This is a genomic window from Citromicrobium bathyomarinum, from assembly GCF_021021475.1.
In the GTDB taxonomy this organism is placed as follows: Bacteria; Pseudomonadota; Alphaproteobacteria; order Sphingomonadales; family Sphingomonadaceae; genus Alteriqipengyuania; species Alteriqipengyuania bathyomarina.
This window is the reverse complement of sequence record NZ_JAINWL010000002.1, coordinates 45214-59676: the sequence shown is the minus strand read 5'-3', so window position 1 is coordinate 59676 and position 14463 is coordinate 45214. Positions and strand designations below refer to the sequence as shown.

The following is a 14463-nucleotide window of genomic DNA, read 5'->3' as shown; positions in this document are numbered from 1 at the left end:
CCATGCGGCGAATCGCGCTGGCGCTGGCGCTGGGCGCCGCTCTGGCAGGCACCGCCAGCGCGCAGAGCTATCAGTGCACACCGCCGCGCAGCGTCGCGGTGCCGGGTGTCGCGCGCGAGGGGCCGACCCGCGCGATGCCGGTTACCGGCTACGTCCTCTCGCTCAGCTGGAGCCCCGAGTTCTGCCGCAACCGCAAGGAATCGCCACGCCATGCGCAGCAATGCTCGGGCAGCAAAGGCAGCTTCGGGCTGATCGTGCATGGGCTGTGGCCGCAAGGTGCCCGCAGCTGGCCGCAATGGTGCGAGGCGCGGAACGTGCGCCCCACAGGCGCGCAGCTCGCCCGGCAGATGTGCGTGCAACCCTCTGCCAGTCTCACGATGCGGCAATGGGCCAAGCATGGCAGCTGCATGGCGGACCGGCCCGACCGCTATTTCCGCATCACCCGCATCCTCCACCGCAGCCTCGACTGGCCCGACCTCGACCGCTTGTCGCGCAAGGAGGGGCTGACCGCAGGCGACATTCGCGAGGCGTGGATGCAGGCCAACACCAACTGGCGGCCCGAGATGATCGCGGTGATCCTCAACGAGCGTGGCTGGCTGGAGGAACTGCGGCTTTGCTACGGGCGCGACTGGCTTCCGACGGCGTGCAAACGCTCGGCGCGCGGGGCAGCGGATGATGCTCCGGCGAAGATCTGGCGGGGGCTTTAGCCCCGACGCTCGTTGAAAAAGCCCCGCAGCATCTTCGCCGCTTCCTCCTCCCCCATGCCCGAATAGACTTCGGGCCGGTGGTGGCATTGCGGGTGGTCGAACACGCGCGCGCCGTGCGCCACCGCGCCGCCCTTGGGATCGGCAGCCCCGTAATACAGCCGTCCGATTCGCGCGTGGGCTATGGCGCCTGCGCACATCGCGCAGGGCTCCAGAGTCACCCACAGGTCGCAGCCTTCGAGTCGCTCCTGCCCCAAGGCCTTCGCTGCGGCGCGCAGCGCTAGCACTTCGGCATGGGCGGTCGGGTCGGCGAGCGTGCGCGGCGCGTTGTGCGCCGAGGCGATCACTTCGCCATCGCGCATAACCACCGCGCCGACCGGCACTTCGCCTGCATCGGCGGCCAGTTGCGCCTGTGCCAGCGCGGCTTGCATCGGATCGGGCAAGGGCCATCGCGTCATGATGAAAAATGCGCTAGAAGCGCAGGGAGCGGCTCGCAAGCGCGAGTCCTTGTTGACGATTCGGCAATTGGCCGCTAAGCGCGGCGACTTTCCGGCACAGACCGATCACCATTTTTGAGAAGAGATAAGCCATGTCGCGCATCTGCGAACTGACCGGCAAGGGTCGCCAGGTCGGCCACAATGTCAGCCACGCGAACAACAAGACCAAGCGTGTCTTCCTGCCCAACCTCCAGAACGTCACTCTGATGAGCGAAAAGCTGGACCGCAGCTTCAAGTTCCGCGTCTCGACGCAGGGGCTGCGTTCGGTCGAGCACAATGGCGGTCTCGACAACTGGCTGCTGAAGACCAAGGACGAGAAGCTCTCGGCCCGTGCGCTCAAGGTCAAGCGCGAGCTCAAGAAGGCGGCTGCACCCGCCGCCTGAGCCTTTCGGCTTTCACATTCGAATCAGGTCGGGCGCGTTCGCAGGTTGCTGCGAAACGCGCCCTACGTGTGTCTGCAAGACACGCGCTGCTGTCCTACATCGCTCGCCCGCGCTAGCCTGGCGCGGCTCTTTCACATCGTCGGTCCACCCGCCGGATTCGCGCTAACAGCGGGCGAGGTTTTTCAGCCCCTGGACTGTGTGTCAGGTGTGTCAGCGCTTGGGCGGCGAGGGCGATTCGCGCCTCGCGCCGTCAGTCGGGCATCGGCCCCACGAACAGCAGCGGGTCGAGCCGCGAATCCTGCCATTTGAGGCTCCAGTGCAGATGCGGGCCGGTCGCGCGGCCGGTCGCGCCGATCGTGCCGAGATACTGGCCCTGCTTCACCCGCTGCCCCTCGCGCACGACGATGGTCGCGGAATGCAGGAAGGCGCTGTTCAGCCCCATCCCGTGGTCGATCATCAGCAGCCGCCCTTCCAGCGTGAAGGGGTCCTGCGCGACCAGCGTGACCACCCCGTCGGCAGGCGCGACGTAAGGCACGCCTGCGCCCGGCGCGATGTCGAGGCCGGAGTGATAGGGGCCGGGCTTGCCCTGATAGACCCGCTGCGAACCGAATCGGCCGGAAATGCGCCCGGTGACCGGCCAGACGAAGTCCTGCCGCCAGCCGTCCGCCCCGGTCTGCTTCGCACGCGCGGCGACGATCTGGGCCAGTTCGCCCTCGCGCAATCGCTGGAACTCCGCGCTGCTCCGCCCCGCACGATAGGGCGCGTTGATATATTCGAGCTTCCAGTCGCGCGGGCGGATCGTCAGCGGGCTGGAGATGGTCCGCCCATCCTCCAGCGTCGCGACCAGCTCGATCTGCGGACCCTGATCGCGGTCGAACGCGGCGAAGAAATTGCCATCCTCGTCGAACCGCAGCGACTGCTCGCCCAGCCGTGCGCTGCGCGTATTGCTGGGCACTTGCCCGCGTATCCAGCCGCCCTGTTCCAGCTCCCCGCGAAACGAGAAGGTGGTGCGGGCAGGCGCGGGAGCGGGTGTCGGAGTGGCGACAGGCCACGGTGTCGGGCTCGCGCGCGGCGCGGCGACCGGCTGGACGACTTCGCGCAGGTCTGCGGCGTCGCGGGGTGCCGAACAGCTGCCGAGCAGGATCGCGAGCGAAGCGCCGGTCGCGGCGGCGAGCTTCGTGGGCTGCAAGCTCACACCTGGCCGGTCAGGCGGCGGGTCGCAATCTCGCAGCTCGCGTAGGCCTCCTGATGCTCCGCGCTCCAGTAACGCAGAGTGTCGAGCGGAATCGGCTCGCCGGTGATCGCACAGGGGACGTAACGCCCGTTGCGGATCACACGAAAGGAGTTGGGGCCATAGTGAAGCTTGGCAGGCTGATCGCTGGAAGTGGTAAGCATGGCCGCAATATAGCGATCCTGCGCCGCCGAAACACCCTCTTCAGAACAGGTCGCCCTGTCCCGAGGGCGGCGGGGGGCTCTTTCGCCTGGGCTTCGGCGCAGCGGCGGGCGTTGCGGGCGGCGGCGGCGCATCGCCGGTGCTTGCCGCAACCCGCCCGTCGGCGAACTTGAGGCTGAGCGTGCCTGCCGCGCGCGCATCCCCGGCACTGCGGACCAGCGCGCCCTGCCCGTCGAACACCATCGCATAGCCACGCTTGAGCGGCGCATCGGGGTCGAGCGAGCGGAGCATGGCGACATTTGCCGCCAGCCGCTCGGTCGCGCGGGCGTGGCGGGTGGTCAGCGTGGCGGGCATCAGGCGGACATGCTCCAGCCGTTCGCGCGCCTGGCCGAGCCGCCAGTTGAGCGTTGCCGGGCTCAGCCGCGCCGCCGCTTCGCCGAGCGTGGCGCGCCCGATCGCAACCCGGTCGACCAGCGCGCGGCGGTGGCGTTCGGTCGCATCGTCGAGCGCCTGGGCCGCCGCCTGCAGCAGCGCGTCCGGCCTGGGCAGTCGCTGCGAACAGGCCTCCAGCCGCTCGCGCCCCAGAGACACGGGCCGCGTCGCGCAGCGCATCTGCCGCGCACCGAGATCGGCGATCCCTGCGGCCAGTTCAGCGCGCACCGGCACCGCGCGTTCGGCGGCGGCGGTGGGGGTGGGCGCACGGTGGTCGGCGGCGAAATCGGCGAGCGTGGTGTCGGTCTCGTGTCCTACCGCGGAGATCACGGGTATCTCCGATTCGGCGATCGCGCGGACCACCTCTTCCTCGTTGAAGGCCCACAGATCCTCGATCGAGCCGCCCCCGCGCGCGACGATCAGCAGGTCGGGCCGGGCAATCGCACCGCCGCGTTCAAGCGCGTTGAAACCGCGCACGGCAGCGCTCACCTGCCCCTTCGCGGTCTCTCCCTGTACCACCACGGGCCACACGATCACGTGGCTCGGGAAACGGTCCGACAGGCGGTGGAGGATGTCGCGAATCACCGCACCCGTGGGCGAGGTGACCACGCCGATGGTGCGCGGCAGGAAGGGCAGCGGCTTCTTGCGCGCATCGGCAAACAGCCCCTCCGCCTCCAGCCGCGCCTTGGTCTTCTCCAGCAGCGCGAGCAGCGCGCCTTCGCCCGCCAGCTCCATCCGTTCGATCACGATCTGGTACTTGGAGCGCCCGGCATAGGTGGTGACCTTGCCGCTGGCGATCACCTCCACCCCGTCCTCGGGCCGGAAGGCGAGGCGTGGGGCGGCGGACTTCCACATCACCCCGTCGATGACCGATTTTTCGTCCTTCAGGCTGCAATAGAGGTGGCCCGAGGCCGCGCGCTTCACGCCCGACAGCTCGCCGCGAATGCGCACGAAGCCGAAGCGATCTTCCACCACGCGCTTGAGGCTGCGCGAGAGATCGCTAACGCTCAGCGGCTCGGAATTGTCGCCCGGGCGGCTCTCGGCTAGCAGCGCAGGGTCAGCATCGTCGGAATAGGAAGCGCTCATGAATATCCTTCTGCTCGGATCGGGGGGCCGCGAACATGCGCTGGCGTGGAAGCTGGCCGCCGCGCGCTCGTGCACCATGCTCTACGCCGCGCCGGGCAACCCGGGCATCGCCGATCACGCGGACATTGTCGCGCTCGACGCGGGCGATCACAAGGCCGTGATCGGCTTTTGCCACGAGAAGGGCATCGACCTCGCCGTGGTCGGCCCCGAAGCGCCGCTGGTCGCGGGGCTGGCGGACGATCTGCGCGCTGACGGCATCGCGGTGTTCGGCCCCGGCAAGGCCGCCGCCCAGCTTGAAGGCAGCAAGGGCTTCACCAAGGATCTGTGCGCGCGCGCGAACATCCCCACCGCGCGGTACGAGCGGGCGACCTCGCTCGAAGCTGCATGGGGCGCGCTCAAGCACTTCAACGCGCCCTTCGTGCTCAAGGCGGACGGGCTTGCGGCGGGCAAGGGCGTGGTGATCGCCGAGACGCGCGAGGAGGCGCAGCACGCGCTCTCCGAAATGTTCGACGGCCGGTTCGGCTCGGCCGGCTCCGAAGTCGTGATCGAGGAGTTCATGCGCGGCGAAGAGGCAAGCTTCTTCGCGCTTACCGATGGTGAGACCATCCTCCCCTTCGGTTCCGCACAGGATCACAAGCGGGTGGGCGAGGGCGATACCGGGCCCAACACGGGCGGCATGGGCGCCTACAGCCCCGCCCCGGTCCTGTCCGAGAATCTGGTCGACCGCGCCATGCGCGAGATCGTGGTGCCCACCGTGCGCACGCTGGGCGCAGAGGGGATGCCCTATTGCGGCGTGCTCTACGCCGGGCTGATGCTGACCGACGAAGGCCCCAAGCTGGTCGAATACAACATCCGCTTCGGCGACCCGGAGTGCCAGGTGCTGATGATGCGCTTCGAGGGTGACCTCGCCGCACTGCTGATGGCCTGCGCGACGGGCAAACTGGTCGATGCCGAGCCGGTGCGCTTCTCGGACGACACCGCGCTGACCGTGGTGATGGCGGCCGAGGGCTATCCCGACACCCCGAAGAAGGGCGGCACGATCAACCTCGGTAGCGCGGAAGCGGGCGGCGCCAAGGTCTTCCACGCGGGCACTGCGCGCGAGCCCGACGGCACACTGATCGCCAGCGGCGGCCGCGTGCTCAACGTGACCGCGCGGGGGCGCAATGTGACGCAGGCGCAGGCCGCGGCCTACGAGGCAGTCGACGCAATCGACTTCGCGCAAGGCTTCTGCCGCCGCGATATCGGCTGGCGCGAGGTGGAGCGGGAAAAAGACTAGCCCGATTCGCGATCCAGACCGTCGAGACATCCCGGATCGGCGGCAAGGCACGGCTCGATCTCGCGCATCAGCCAGTGGCGGAAGGCGCGGACCTTGAGGGAATGGCGGCGCACCTCGGGGTAGATAAGGCGGAAATAGCCGCCCGGGCGCACAATGCGGTTGCCCACCCGGACGAGGCGGCCGTCGGCCAGTTCGGTATGGAAGAGCGTCGGCGCGAGGATCGCGACGCCGTTTCCACTCATCGCGGCGGCAGCGTCGAGCTGCTGCGAGTCGAATTCCAGCCCGCGCGGCTGCCTGCCCGCCTTTTCGCCGGCACGCTCAGCACAGTGGGCATCGTCCCATTCGCGCCACCAGACATTATTGGGCGAGATGCGCTGGTCTTCGGCGATGTCGGGATCATCCGCTTGGAGGGTCTCGTGCGCCGCCACGAACTTCGGGTTCGCGAAGGGCGCGATGCCCAGTCGGTAGAGGCGATGCACCTGCAAGCCCGCAGGCTCTTCGCGCGAGAGCCTGACCGCCAGATCGCATTCGCCAGCTTCCAGATCGACGAAAGCGTCACCGACCACCAGCCGCACCGCGATCTCCGGGTGTTCGAGCTGGAAAGAGCCGAGGCGCGGGGCGAGGATTTTGGTCGCAAAGGTCTGGAAGCAGGCGATCGAGAGAACCTGCTCCTCGTCCTTGGCGAGCTCGGCAAAGGCGCTCTCCATCGTGGCAACGGCCTGCGAGACCCGCTGGGCCAGTGCCGCCCCCGCCGGTGTCAGCTGCATCCTGCGGCCTTCGCGCACGAACAGGACCGTACCCACGCGCTGTTCGAGGCTCTTGATCTGGTAGCTCACGCCCGCCTGCGTCAGCCCCAGTTCCTCCCCGGCGCGGGTATAGTTGCGATGCCGGGCGGCGGCCTCGAAGGCCCTGACGGCTGCGAGCGGGGGGAGCTGGCGCATGCCCCAGTCATAAGCTCAGCTTGTTTCAATACCCAGCGTTTCGATTGGTTTTCCGGTCGCAAAGCCGTCATCCCCACCGTGCCAGAGACAAGGGAGATGATTATGAACGCGCACACACTCGCACTCGCCGTCGCGCTCACGATCGGCGGCAGCCCGGCCCTCGCCGATCCCGGCGAGAATCGGGTCGCCGTCCGATATGATGACCTCGATCTGCGCAGCACAGCGGGCCGCACGATCCTCGACCGGCGCCTCGACGATGGGATCAGGAATGTATGCCGGTCGCCCCACTCACGCTCGGTCCGTGTGGCTTCGGAAACCAAGGCATGCATCGCGCAGCTGCAGGAAAAGGTGGCGCAGCTGCGCAACCGGATCATTGCCGAAGCAGCGGATGCGCCGCCGGGAGACAAGCGCGACTGATGGGCTCCCGGCCTCCTCAGTCGCGCTACGCCGCACTCAGGCGTCCAGCCGCTCCGCCACCAGCGCCTTCAGATCCGCCTCGGGCCGTGCGCCCCAGTGCGAGATGACCTCTCCGGCCGCCACTGCGCCGCGGATCAGGCTCTCTTCGAGCGAGGCATCGCGGCAATAGCCGGAGAGGAAGCCGGCGGCGAAGAGGTCGCCTGCGCCGGTCAGGTCCTGCACCTTCTCGACCGGCTCGGGCTTCACGCTCGCGCGCTCGTCGCCACGCGCGGCGATCGCGCCCTTGGCGCCGCAGGTCATCACCACCAGCGGGACATCGTTGGCCAGGCTTTCGAACGCGGTTTCGGGGTCGGAGCCTTCGAGGATGCCCGCCTCTTCCTCGTTCACGAACAGGATGTCGATCAACCCGTCGTTGATCAGGCCGCGGAAATCGCCGCCGTGCATGTGGACGCAGAAATCGGCGCAGGTGGCGAAGGCGATCTTCACGCCCGCCTCGCGCGCCACGCCGATCGCGCGCTTCATCGCCTCGCGCGGTTCGGTCGGATCCCACAGGTAGCCTTCGAGGAACAGCACCTTCGTGCTGCGGATCAGATCGTCGTCGATCGCTTCGGCGGGCAGGAACTGCGATGCGCCAAGCGAGGTGTTCATCGTGCGCTCCCCATCGGGGTCCACCAGCACGAGGCAGCGGCCGGTCGGCGGTTCGCTTTCCTTGTCGCTATAGGGGCGCGCGGGGGTATCGAAGCTGACGCCCACCGAGGTCAGATCGTGGCGGTAGATTTCGCCCAGCTGGTCGTCCGCGATCTGCCCGATGAAGGCGGTCTTCAGGCCCAGCATGGTCGCGCCCGCCAGCGTGTTGGCCGCCGCGCCGCCGGAGATTTCCTTGGTCTGGCCCATCTTGCCGTAGAGATCGACCGAACGCTCCGCGTCGATCAGCCGCATCGAACCGGCAGGCAATTCCTCTTGGCGAAGGAATTCGTGGCTGACCGGGGCGATGACGTCGACGATGGCGTTGCCGATGGCGATGACGTCGAATTTGGGGTCGGCCATGATGGGGGCGGTCTCCTGTAGGGAATGCAAGCAATGCGTTGATGTTGGTGGGGGCCTAGCGATGAAGCGAGCCAAGGCCAAGCCGGTGATCGCGCTGCGGCGATTGACTTGGCGCCATCGCCAACGGAAAAAGGCGCGCCCGATGACATCGCTCCCCGCCTCTCTCGCCCGCGCCTTCGCCCAACTCGCGGACCCCCGCGTGCTGTGGCTGCTGATCAAGTCGCTGCTGGTGACGGTGCTGCTGTTCGCCTTGCTGGGGGTGGCGGTCTATTTCGGGCTCGCCTGGCTGCTCGACCGCGGGCTCGGCGCGCTGGTCGATGCCAACCTGCCACCCAATGTCGCGAGCGCACTGGCCACGATCGGCACTCTGTTGGCAGTGGTGCTGGGCGGCTGGCTGCTGTTCCGCGTCACCGCGCTCGCCGCGATCCAGTTCTTCGCCGACGACGTGGTCGAGGCGGTCGAGGCGCGCTATTACCCGGAAGCGCTGGAGAGCGCGCGGCGGATCGGCTTTGCCGAGAGCATGTGGATCAGCTTCAAGGGCGCGGTGCGGGTGATCCTGGTCAACCTGCTGATCCTGCCGCTGGCGCTGGTGCTGCTGGTGACCGGCTTCGGCACGGTGGTGCTGTTCGCGCTGGTCAATGCCTGGCTGCTGGGGCGCGAACTGCGCGACATGGCGTGGCTGCGCCATCGCAAGGATTCGGACGAAGAACCGCCGATCGGCCGCGGCACGCGTTTTGCGCTGGGGCTGATCATTGCCGGGATGCTGACCGTGCCCGGCCTCAATTTCATCGCGCCGATCATCGGCGCGGCCGCTGCAACCCATCTCGTTCAAGGACGCATGCGCGATGCCTGATCTTTCCAAGACACTGCTCGGCTTCGCGCTGCTGCCGCTGGTCGCCGCCTGCGCCGCGCCGGGCGCACCTGCGCCGCGCGCCGGCCAGCGGAGCGTGCCGCGCACCAGCGGCCCGCCGCCCCGGACCACGCCGATCCCGCCGAGCGATCCCCGACCGAGCGTGCCCGGCGCGTTCATCGCGCCCAAGGTGATGAACGACCCCGCGCTGTCCTTCGTGATCGGATCGCGCGCGAGCCAGCTGGAACAGACTTTCGGCCCGCCCCGGCTGGATGTTCTGGAAGGGGATGCGCGCAAGCTGCAATTCGCAGGCGAGCAATGCGTACTCGACGTGTTTCTCTACCCGCTGTCGCCCGGCGCGGAGCCGACCGCGACCTATGTCGACGCCCGCCGCGCGAGCGATGCGCTGGATGTGGACCGGGGCGCCTGCGCGAAGGCGCTGCGGCGCTAGTCCCTGCCGAAATCGAGCGGGGCCTCAGCCCCGCCCTGCATGGGCAGCGGTCCGCGCGGGGGCACTGCCGGGACGGGCATTCCTGCCTCAGGTGGCTTGCGACGCCGTTTCGGCTGCCGGTTCTGGAACAGCCAGGGGGCCTGCTCTTCCACCGAGATGCGGCCCTGCCTGCTGCGAAGGCCGTGAACGACGGCAAGCGCTACCATTCGAGCGACGATTTTGGCGGCAGGGTTCATCTGGCCCCTATACCATGAAGCTTTCGCCGCAGCCACACGCGCCCTTGGCGTTGGGGTTCTCGAACACAAAGCCGGCGGAGAAATCGTCTTCCACCCAGTCCATCACGCTGCCGACGAGGTAGAGCACCGAGGCTCCATCGATGTAGAACACGCCGCCGGGGGTCTCGATCTTCTCGTCGAAACCCTGTTCCTCGCTCACATAGTCGACCGAATAGGCAAGACCTGAGCACCCGCGCCGGGGCGTGGAGAGTTTCACCCCGATCGCATCGTCGGGTGCCTTCGCCATCAGGTCGGCCACGCGCTGCTCGGCAGCAGGCGTCAGCGTGACGGCGGCAGGGCGTTCGCGAGTTTTCGTAGCCATATCGATCAATCCCAACTCGTCCGAAGTAGCACTTCGGACGAAAGTTTAGAGCATTCCCAGTTCGAGCCGCGCTTCGTCGGTCATCTTGTCCGGGCCCCACGGCGGGTCCCACACCAGATTGACCTCGGCATCGCGCACGCCGGGCACCGAGCCGGTGCGGATCTCGACCTCGGCGGGCATGGATTCGGCCACCGGGCAGTGCGGCGTGGTGAGCGTCATGGTGACGACCACGTCCTTGTCCTCGGAGACTTCGACGCCGTAGATCAGGCCCAGATCGTAGATATTGACCGGGATTTCGGGGTCGTAGATTTCCTTGAGCGCGGCGATCACTGCTTCCTGCAAGGCCCCGCCCGCACCCGTCTCGCTCGACGCTTCGGGCTTCTTCTTGAGGAACCCGTCGAGATAGTCGCGCTTGCGTGCAAGCTTCTCGCCGGCAGTTTCTTCATCCGGATCGACCGCGTCTTCCACCCGCGCGCGGGGTGGTTTGCTCGCGACCATCTGCTCGGTCGGCGAGGGGGCCGCGATGTAATCTTTTTCTTCGTCGCTCATCCTGCGTTCCTCAGGCGAAAATCTTCAGCGTGCGGTCGATCCCGCGCATCAGTGCGGCGATGTCACTCTCGTCGGAGTAGACCCCGAAACTGGCGCGCGCCGTTCCCGGCACGCCGAGGTGGTCCATCAGCGGCTGGCAGCAGTGGTGGCCAGCACGGATCGCCACGTTCTCTTCATCCAATATGGTGCCCAGATCGTGCGGGTGAACCCCCGGCAGCTCGAACGAGACGATGGCGAGCGAATCTTCCGGCCCGAACACGCGCACGCCCTGAATGCGGGCGAGTTCCTCGCGCAGTTGCGAAACCAGCGAACGTTCGTGAGCCTCGATAGTGTCGAGGCCGATATCCTCGATGAACTCACACGCGGTCGCAAACGCGAGCGCTTCGGCGATCGCGGGCGTGCCCGCCTCGAACCGCTGCGGCGGCGGGGCGTAGGTGGTTTCGGCAAAGCTGACCTTGTCGATCATCGATCCGCCGCCCTGCCATGGGGGCATCGAATCGAGCAGCTCCTTGCGGCCCCACAGCGCGCCGACGCCGGTCGGCCCGTACATCTTGTGCGCGCTCATCGCGTAGAAATCGCAGCCGATCTCCTCCACGTCGACCGGCAGCCGCGGTGCAGCCTGGCATCCGTCGAGCAGCAGCTTCGCGCCGACCGAATGCGCCAGCTCCGCCGCGCGTTTGGCATCGAGCACCGAGCCGAGCACGTTGGAGACATGCGCGAAGGCGACCATCTCGTGCTCGGACGTCAGCATCTGTTCCGCCGCGTCGAGATCGATCCGGCCGTCGTCGGTCAGCGGGCAGACATCGACCTGCCAGCCCGCCAGCTGCCACGGGACGATATTGGAGTGATGCTCCAGCTGGCTGAGCAGCACGCGGCCCTTTTTCGGATAGCTGTAGGCGACAAGGTTGATCGCTTCGGTCGCGCCGCGGGTGAAGACGAGTTCATTCTCACCGCCGCCGATGAAGGCGGCCACGCGGCGACGCGCAGCCTCGTAACCCAGCGTCATCTGCGCCGAGCGGCTGTAAATCCCGCGATGGACGGTCGCGTAATCCTCGCCGAGCGAGCGTGCCATCGCATCGATCACCACGCGCGGTTTCTGCGCGGTGGCGCCGCTGTCGAGATAGTGCCACGGCTCGCCATCCCCGGTCAGCAGGCCGGGGAACTGCGACCAGATGCCAAGATTCGCGCGGTCCATGGTGCGACTGTCGCTCACGCCCACTCTTCCAGCTTGTCGAGCGCTTTTTCCAGCAGCGTTTCGCGCGTGGCCTCGTCCGCCAGCTCGCGCGTCGCATCGCCGATGAAGGCCTGCACCAGCAGGCGGCGGATGGTCTCGGGCGGAAGGCCGCGCGCGGCCATGTAGAAGCGCGCGGATTCGTCCAGCTGGCCGACGGTGGCGCCATGCGCGCACTGGACGTCGTCGGCGTAAATCTCCAGCTGCGGTACGCTGTTCACGCTCGCGCCCTTTTCCAGCAGCAGGCCCTTGAAGCTCTGCGCCGCGTCGGTCTTCTGCGCATCGCGCACGACATCGATCCGGCCGAGGAAATTGCCCGTGCCCTTGCCCCAGTGGACGCTGCGCACGGTCTGGTTGCTGGTCGCGCCGGGCTTTTCATGCGCCATGCGGGTGACGATCTCGCGGGTGGTGTCGCCACCGCCCAGCGTAATCCCGCCGAGTTCGAAATGCGCGCCTTCGGCCAGCGTCACGACCACTTCGAGCCGCCCGAGCTGGCCACCCGCGACCAGCGCGGCAAGTTCGGCACGCGCGTTCTTTTCGAGCACGATCCGCAGGCGGCGCATCTCCAGGCCCCCATCCTTGTCGGCGCCGCCGTCGAGCACGATCAGGTCGGACCACGTCTCACCCTCGGCCACGCGGACATCTTCCCACGCCTCGAACGTGTCGGGTGCGGTATCCTGCAGCGCGTCGATATCGGAATAGCGCCAGGCTTCGTCGCGGTTCGTTGGAAGGAGCGCTGCTTCAGGCATCTGCCATCACCGCGTCGTAGCCTTCGCGCTCCAGATCGGTGGCCAGTTCCGGCCCGCCGGTCTTGACGATGCGCCCCTTGCTGAGGATCGAGACCCGGTCGGGCTGCACCACGTCGAGCAGGCGCTGGTAGTGGGTGATCAGCAGCACGCCCTTTTCCGGGTTGCGCATGATCGCGTTGATCCCGTCGCCGACCACGCGCAACGCGTCGATGTCGAGCCCGGAATCGGTCTCGTCCAGCACCGCGAATTGCGGATCGAGAATGCCCATCTGGACCATCTCGGCGCGCTTCTTCTCGCCACCCGAGAAGCCGACGTTCACGTTGCGCTTGAGCATCTCCATGTCGAGCTTGAGCAGTCCGGCCTTTTCCTTGGCCAGCTTGAGGAAATCGCCGCCGGTCATCGCCTCTTCGCCGCGCGCGCGGCGCTGGGCGTTCAAGGCTTCGCGCAGGAACTGGATGTTGGAGACGCCCGGAATCTCGACCGGATACTGGAAGCCGAGGAACAGGCCTGCGGCCGCCCGCTCGTGCGGGTCCATCGCCAGCAGGTCCTGCCCGCGGAAAGTGACCGAGCCTTCGGTGACTTCGTATCCCGGTCGCCCGCCCAGCACATAGGCAAGCGTCGACTTGCCCGCGCCGTTGGGGCCCATGATGGCATGCACCTCGCCCGCATTCACGGTGAGCGTGAGGCCATCGAGGATCTTCTTGCCGTCAATTTCGGCGTGGAGGTTATCGATCTGGAGCATTGGTAAACCTATTCGGGGGATTGATCGCGATCAGCGTGGCGAGCAGCGCCAGCACCGCGGGTGCGTAAAGGGAAACGAGGTTCTGCGTCTGCGCCGGGCCGGTGCCGCCGTCCCACAAAATCGCGTTCTGCGCCGAAAGCTGCGCGGCCCAGGCGAGCCACAGCGCGAGCGCGGTCAGCGCGGCGCCGACGTGCAGCAGTTCATTGCGTTCGTCGGACGCATTCAAGGCAGGGCGTGCAGTGCGGTTCGGGGTGGAGAGCTCGGCCTGCAGGACGGGCGGGCTCGCCAACCTGGCAAGCTTGCGTGCTTCCAGACGGGTGCGCGTGGTCGTCCACGGCGTGGCCGTGCCGTTGATCGCCGCATCGAGATCGCGGCGCAGAGTGCGGGCGAGCGGCGCGAGGCGGGGTGCGTCGGAGGTCAGCACCTCCCGCGCGAGCGCCTGCATCGCGAGCAGGTCGCGGCTCGCATCAGCCACCTCTGCGTGCGCGAGGATTTCGAGCCTATCCATCGCGCCGCCCCCGATCGCTCCTGCCGCGATTGTTCGGGCGCGGCGGGCCGTTGCCGTCGCGGTCGTAGCGCGGGCGGGTCTGGCGCGGATTCTCGGCCTCGTGGCGGCGGCGCGCTTCCTTCCGGTTGGCGATCGCGGCGCGCATTTCCTGCGTCAGCGTGGCCAGCACCGCGTCGATATCGGTCAGGATATCGGCGGCTGGCACGTGGACCACGCGGATGCCGACAGCCTCGAGGCTCTTGTCGCGCCGGGTGGCGATGGCGGGCTCCACACCCTCCTCGTCGATCAGGATCGCGAGGCCCATGTTGTGCGAGTTGAAATCGACGATCGCGCTGCCGACGACCGCGAAGCGGGTGAAGGAATAGCGCCCGAAATCGGCCTTCGAGAACTTCTCGGCCAGCGCCTTGTGCGCCGGGCTCGCATGGCGGCGCATCTCGCGCGCACGATCATGCAGCGCATCGAGGCGCTTCTCCGAGATTTCCCACCCGCGGCCCTTGCGTTTGACGGCGGCGGCGGTGGAGTCTTCGGATGCGGGCCGGAGGTTAAGAGTCTTGCGTTCGGTCATTGCGCTGAGACCTCACACTGCAAAGTAATATGGCTCATGGGCGCC

The 14463-nt window shown here is 67.6% G+C and carries 20 protein-coding genes; 6 read left to right on the top strand and 14 right to left on the bottom strand.

From position 1 onward, the window contains the following. The first annotated feature begins 2 nt into the window (after window positions 1-2). Entirely contained in the window at window positions 3-707 is a 705-nt protein-coding gene (locus K7H93_RS08155) for a ribonuclease T2 family protein (protein ID WP_230783222.1), read from the top strand. Here the strand turns inward: K7H93_RS08155 and K7H93_RS08150 are convergent. Then, window positions 704-1162 (bottom strand): nucleoside deaminase, encoded by a 459-nt coding sequence (locus K7H93_RS08150; protein WP_226662885.1) that lies wholly within the window; start codon window positions 1160-1162, stop codon window positions 704-706. The two genes, K7H93_RS08155 and K7H93_RS08150, sit on opposite strands and share 4 nt — an antisense overlap. Before the next feature lie 131 nt (window positions 1163-1293). Between K7H93_RS08150 and rpmB the strand changes: the two genes are divergently transcribed. After that, window positions 1294-1584 (top strand): 50S ribosomal protein L28, encoded by a 291-nt coding sequence (gene rpmB / locus K7H93_RS08145; protein ID WP_010235480.1) that lies wholly within the window; start codon window positions 1294-1296, stop codon window positions 1582-1584. A gap of 250 nt (window positions 1585-1834) precedes the next feature. Here rpmB and K7H93_RS08140 read toward each other — a convergent pair whose 3' ends face one another. The 3 genes from K7H93_RS08140 to xseA are packed head-to-tail and all read right to left on the bottom strand — an operon-like array spanning window position 1835 to window position 4495. Beyond that, window positions 1835-2779 carry a M23 family metallopeptidase gene (locus K7H93_RS08140; protein ID WP_230783221.1) on the bottom strand — a complete coding sequence of 315 codons (945 nt, stop codon included), beginning with the start codon at window positions 2777-2779 and terminating at the stop codon, window positions 1835-1837. Next, on the bottom strand, window positions 2776-2979 hold the full coding sequence (locus K7H93_RS08135) for a DUF2093 domain-containing protein (RefSeq protein ID WP_230783220.1): 204 nt from the start codon (window positions 2977-2979) through the stop codon (window positions 2776-2778). Before K7H93_RS08135 ends, K7H93_RS08140 begins: the two co-directional genes overlap by 4 nt. A gap of 40 nt (window positions 2980-3019) precedes the next feature. Beyond that, window positions 3020-4495 (bottom strand): exodeoxyribonuclease VII large subunit, encoded by a 1476-nt coding sequence (gene xseA / locus K7H93_RS08130; RefSeq protein ID WP_230783219.1) that lies wholly within the window; start codon window positions 4493-4495, stop codon window positions 3020-3022. Between xseA and purD the strand changes: the two genes are divergently transcribed. Continuing rightward, window positions 4494-5771, top strand: coding sequence for a phosphoribosylamine--glycine ligase (gene purD / locus K7H93_RS08125; RefSeq protein WP_230783218.1), 1278 nt, complete (start codon window positions 4494-4496; stop codon window positions 5769-5771). The two genes, xseA and purD, sit on opposite strands and share 2 nt — an antisense overlap. Here purD and K7H93_RS08120 read toward each other — a convergent pair. Continuing rightward, complete coding sequence (locus K7H93_RS08120) at window positions 5768-6712, bottom strand: LysR substrate-binding domain-containing protein (protein ID WP_230783217.1); 945 nt, start codon at window positions 6710-6712, stop codon at window positions 5768-5770. The genes purD and K7H93_RS08120 overlap by 4 nt on opposite strands. 102 nt (window positions 6713-6814) lie before the next feature. On the opposite strand from K7H93_RS08120, the gene K7H93_RS08115 reads away from it, so the two are divergent. Beyond that, a complete protein-coding gene (locus K7H93_RS08115; protein WP_230783216.1) occupies window positions 6815-7129 on the top strand; it encodes a UrcA family protein in 315 nt (104 codons plus the stop codon). Between the two features lie 36 nt (window positions 7130-7165). Here the strand turns inward: K7H93_RS08115 and K7H93_RS08110 are convergent, their stop codons facing one another. Continuing rightward, window positions 7166-8176, bottom strand: a complete 1011-nt coding sequence (locus K7H93_RS08110; protein ID WP_230783215.1) for an adenosine kinase — start codon at window positions 8174-8176, stop codon at window positions 7166-7168. A gap of 142 nt (window positions 8177-8318) precedes the next feature. Here K7H93_RS08110 and K7H93_RS08105 point away from each other — a divergent pair, with 142 nt between their 5' ends. Both K7H93_RS08105 and K7H93_RS08100 read left to right on the top strand, forming a co-directional pair. Next, window positions 8319-9029: an EI24 domain-containing protein gene (locus K7H93_RS08105; protein WP_010235493.1), complete on the top strand. Its 711-nt coding sequence runs from the start codon at window positions 8319-8321 to the stop codon at window positions 9027-9029. Continuing rightward, window positions 9022-9477 carry a hypothetical protein gene (locus K7H93_RS08100; RefSeq protein WP_230783214.1) on the top strand — a complete coding sequence of 152 codons (456 nt, stop codon included), beginning with the start codon at window positions 9022-9024 and terminating at the stop codon, window positions 9475-9477. The genes K7H93_RS08105 and K7H93_RS08100 overlap by 8 nt, the downstream gene beginning before the upstream one ends. Here K7H93_RS08100 and K7H93_RS08095 read toward each other — a convergent pair. From K7H93_RS08095 to K7H93_RS08060, 8 genes are read right to left on the bottom strand one after another with little or no spacing between them, the layout of a single operon-like run. Further along, entirely contained in the window at window positions 9474-9683 is a 210-nt protein-coding gene (locus tag K7H93_RS08095) for a hypothetical protein (protein WP_064305679.1), read from the bottom strand. The genes K7H93_RS08100 and K7H93_RS08095 overlap by 4 nt on opposite strands. Before the next feature lie 37 nt (window positions 9684-9720). Continuing rightward, window positions 9721-10074 (bottom strand): HesB/IscA family protein, encoded by a 354-nt coding sequence (locus K7H93_RS08090; protein WP_172807108.1) that lies wholly within the window; start codon window positions 10072-10074, stop codon window positions 9721-9723. 45 nt (window positions 10075-10119) lie between these two features. Then, complete coding sequence (locus K7H93_RS08085) at window positions 10120-10623, bottom strand: SUF system Fe-S cluster assembly protein (RefSeq protein ID WP_010235496.1); 504 nt, start codon at window positions 10621-10623, stop codon at window positions 10120-10122. A 10-nt stretch (window positions 10624-10633) separates the two neighbouring features. Then, window positions 10634-11818 (bottom strand): aminotransferase class V-fold PLP-dependent enzyme, encoded by a 1185-nt coding sequence (locus tag K7H93_RS08080; RefSeq protein ID WP_230783749.1) that lies wholly within the window; start codon window positions 11816-11818, stop codon window positions 10634-10636. 14 nt (window positions 11819-11832) lie between these two features. Next, complete coding sequence (locus K7H93_RS08075) at window positions 11833-12603, bottom strand: SufD family Fe-S cluster assembly protein (RefSeq protein ID WP_230783213.1); 771 nt, start codon at window positions 12601-12603, stop codon at window positions 11833-11835. Then, complete coding sequence (sufC, locus tag K7H93_RS08070) at window positions 12596-13345, bottom strand: Fe-S cluster assembly ATPase SufC (protein WP_230783212.1); 750 nt, start codon at window positions 13343-13345, stop codon at window positions 12596-12598. The genes K7H93_RS08075 and sufC overlap by 8 nt, the downstream gene beginning before the upstream one ends. After that, window positions 13329-13853 (bottom strand): hypothetical protein, encoded by a 525-nt coding sequence (locus K7H93_RS08065; protein ID WP_230783211.1) that lies wholly within the window; start codon window positions 13851-13853, stop codon window positions 13329-13331. Before K7H93_RS08065 ends, sufC begins: the two co-directional genes overlap by 17 nt. Further along, complete coding sequence (locus tag K7H93_RS08060) at window positions 13846-14418, bottom strand: DUF559 domain-containing protein (RefSeq protein WP_230783210.1); 573 nt, start codon at window positions 14416-14418, stop codon at window positions 13846-13848. Before K7H93_RS08060 ends, K7H93_RS08065 begins: the two co-directional genes overlap by 8 nt. Window positions 14419-14463 lie beyond the last annotated feature (45 nt).

Coding starts and splice junctions, on each gene's coding strand:
- K7H93_RS08100 (WP_230783214.1), top strand. CDS start 9,022: ATGCCTGATCTTTCCAAGACACTGCTCGGCTTCGCGCTGCTGCCGCTG.
- K7H93_RS08115 (WP_230783216.1), top strand. CDS start 6,815: ATGAACGCGCACACACTCGCACTCGCCGTCGCGCTCACGATCGGCGGC.
- K7H93_RS08105 (WP_010235493.1), top strand. CDS start 8,319: ATGACATCGCTCCCCGCCTCTCTCGCCCGCGCCTTCGCCCAACTCGCG.
- K7H93_RS08135 (WP_230783220.1), bottom strand. CDS start 2,979: ATGCTTACCACTTCCAGCGATCAGCCTGCCAAGCTTCACTATGGCCCC.
- K7H93_RS08065 (WP_230783211.1), bottom strand. CDS start 13,853: ATGGATAGGCTCGAAATCCTCGCGCACGCAGAGGTGGCTGATGCGAGC.
- K7H93_RS08080 (WP_230783749.1), bottom strand. CDS start 11,818: ATGGACCGCGCGAATCTTGGCATCTGGTCGCAGTTCCCCGGCCTGCTG.
- K7H93_RS08090 (WP_172807108.1), bottom strand. CDS start 10,074: ATGGCTACGAAAACTCGCGAACGCCCTGCCGCCGTCACGCTGACGCCT.
- xseA (WP_230783219.1), bottom strand. CDS start 4,495: ATGAGCGCTTCCTATTCCGACGATGCTGACCCTGCGCTGCTAGCCGAG.
- sufC (WP_230783212.1), bottom strand. CDS start 13,345: ATGCTCCAGATCGATAACCTCCACGCCGAAATTGACGGCAAGAAGATC.
- K7H93_RS08155 (WP_230783222.1), top strand. CDS start 3: ATGCGGCGAATCGCGCTGGCGCTGGCGCTGGGCGCCGCTCTGGCAGGC.
- rpmB (WP_010235480.1), top strand. CDS start 1,294: ATGTCGCGCATCTGCGAACTGACCGGCAAGGGTCGCCAGGTCGGCCAC.
- K7H93_RS08110 (WP_230783215.1), bottom strand. CDS start 8,176: ATGGCCGACCCCAAATTCGACGTCATCGCCATCGGCAACGCCATCGTC.
- K7H93_RS08075 (WP_230783213.1), bottom strand. CDS start 12,603: ATGCCTGAAGCAGCGCTCCTTCCAACGAACCGCGACGAAGCCTGGCGC.
- K7H93_RS08060 (WP_230783210.1), bottom strand. CDS start 14,418: ATGACCGAACGCAAGACTCTTAACCTCCGGCCCGCATCCGAAGACTCC.
- purD (WP_230783218.1), top strand. CDS start 4,494: ATGAATATCCTTCTGCTCGGATCGGGGGGCCGCGAACATGCGCTGGCG.
- K7H93_RS08095 (WP_064305679.1), bottom strand. CDS start 9,683: ATGGTAGCGCTTGCCGTCGTTCACGGCCTTCGCAGCAGGCAGGGCCGC.
- K7H93_RS08150 (WP_226662885.1), bottom strand. CDS start 1,162: ATGACGCGATGGCCCTTGCCCGATCCGATGCAAGCCGCGCTGGCACAG.
- K7H93_RS08120 (WP_230783217.1), bottom strand. CDS start 6,712: ATGCGCCAGCTCCCCCCGCTCGCAGCCGTCAGGGCCTTCGAGGCCGCC.
- K7H93_RS08085 (WP_010235496.1), bottom strand. CDS start 10,623: ATGAGCGACGAAGAAAAAGATTACATCGCGGCCCCCTCGCCGACCGAG.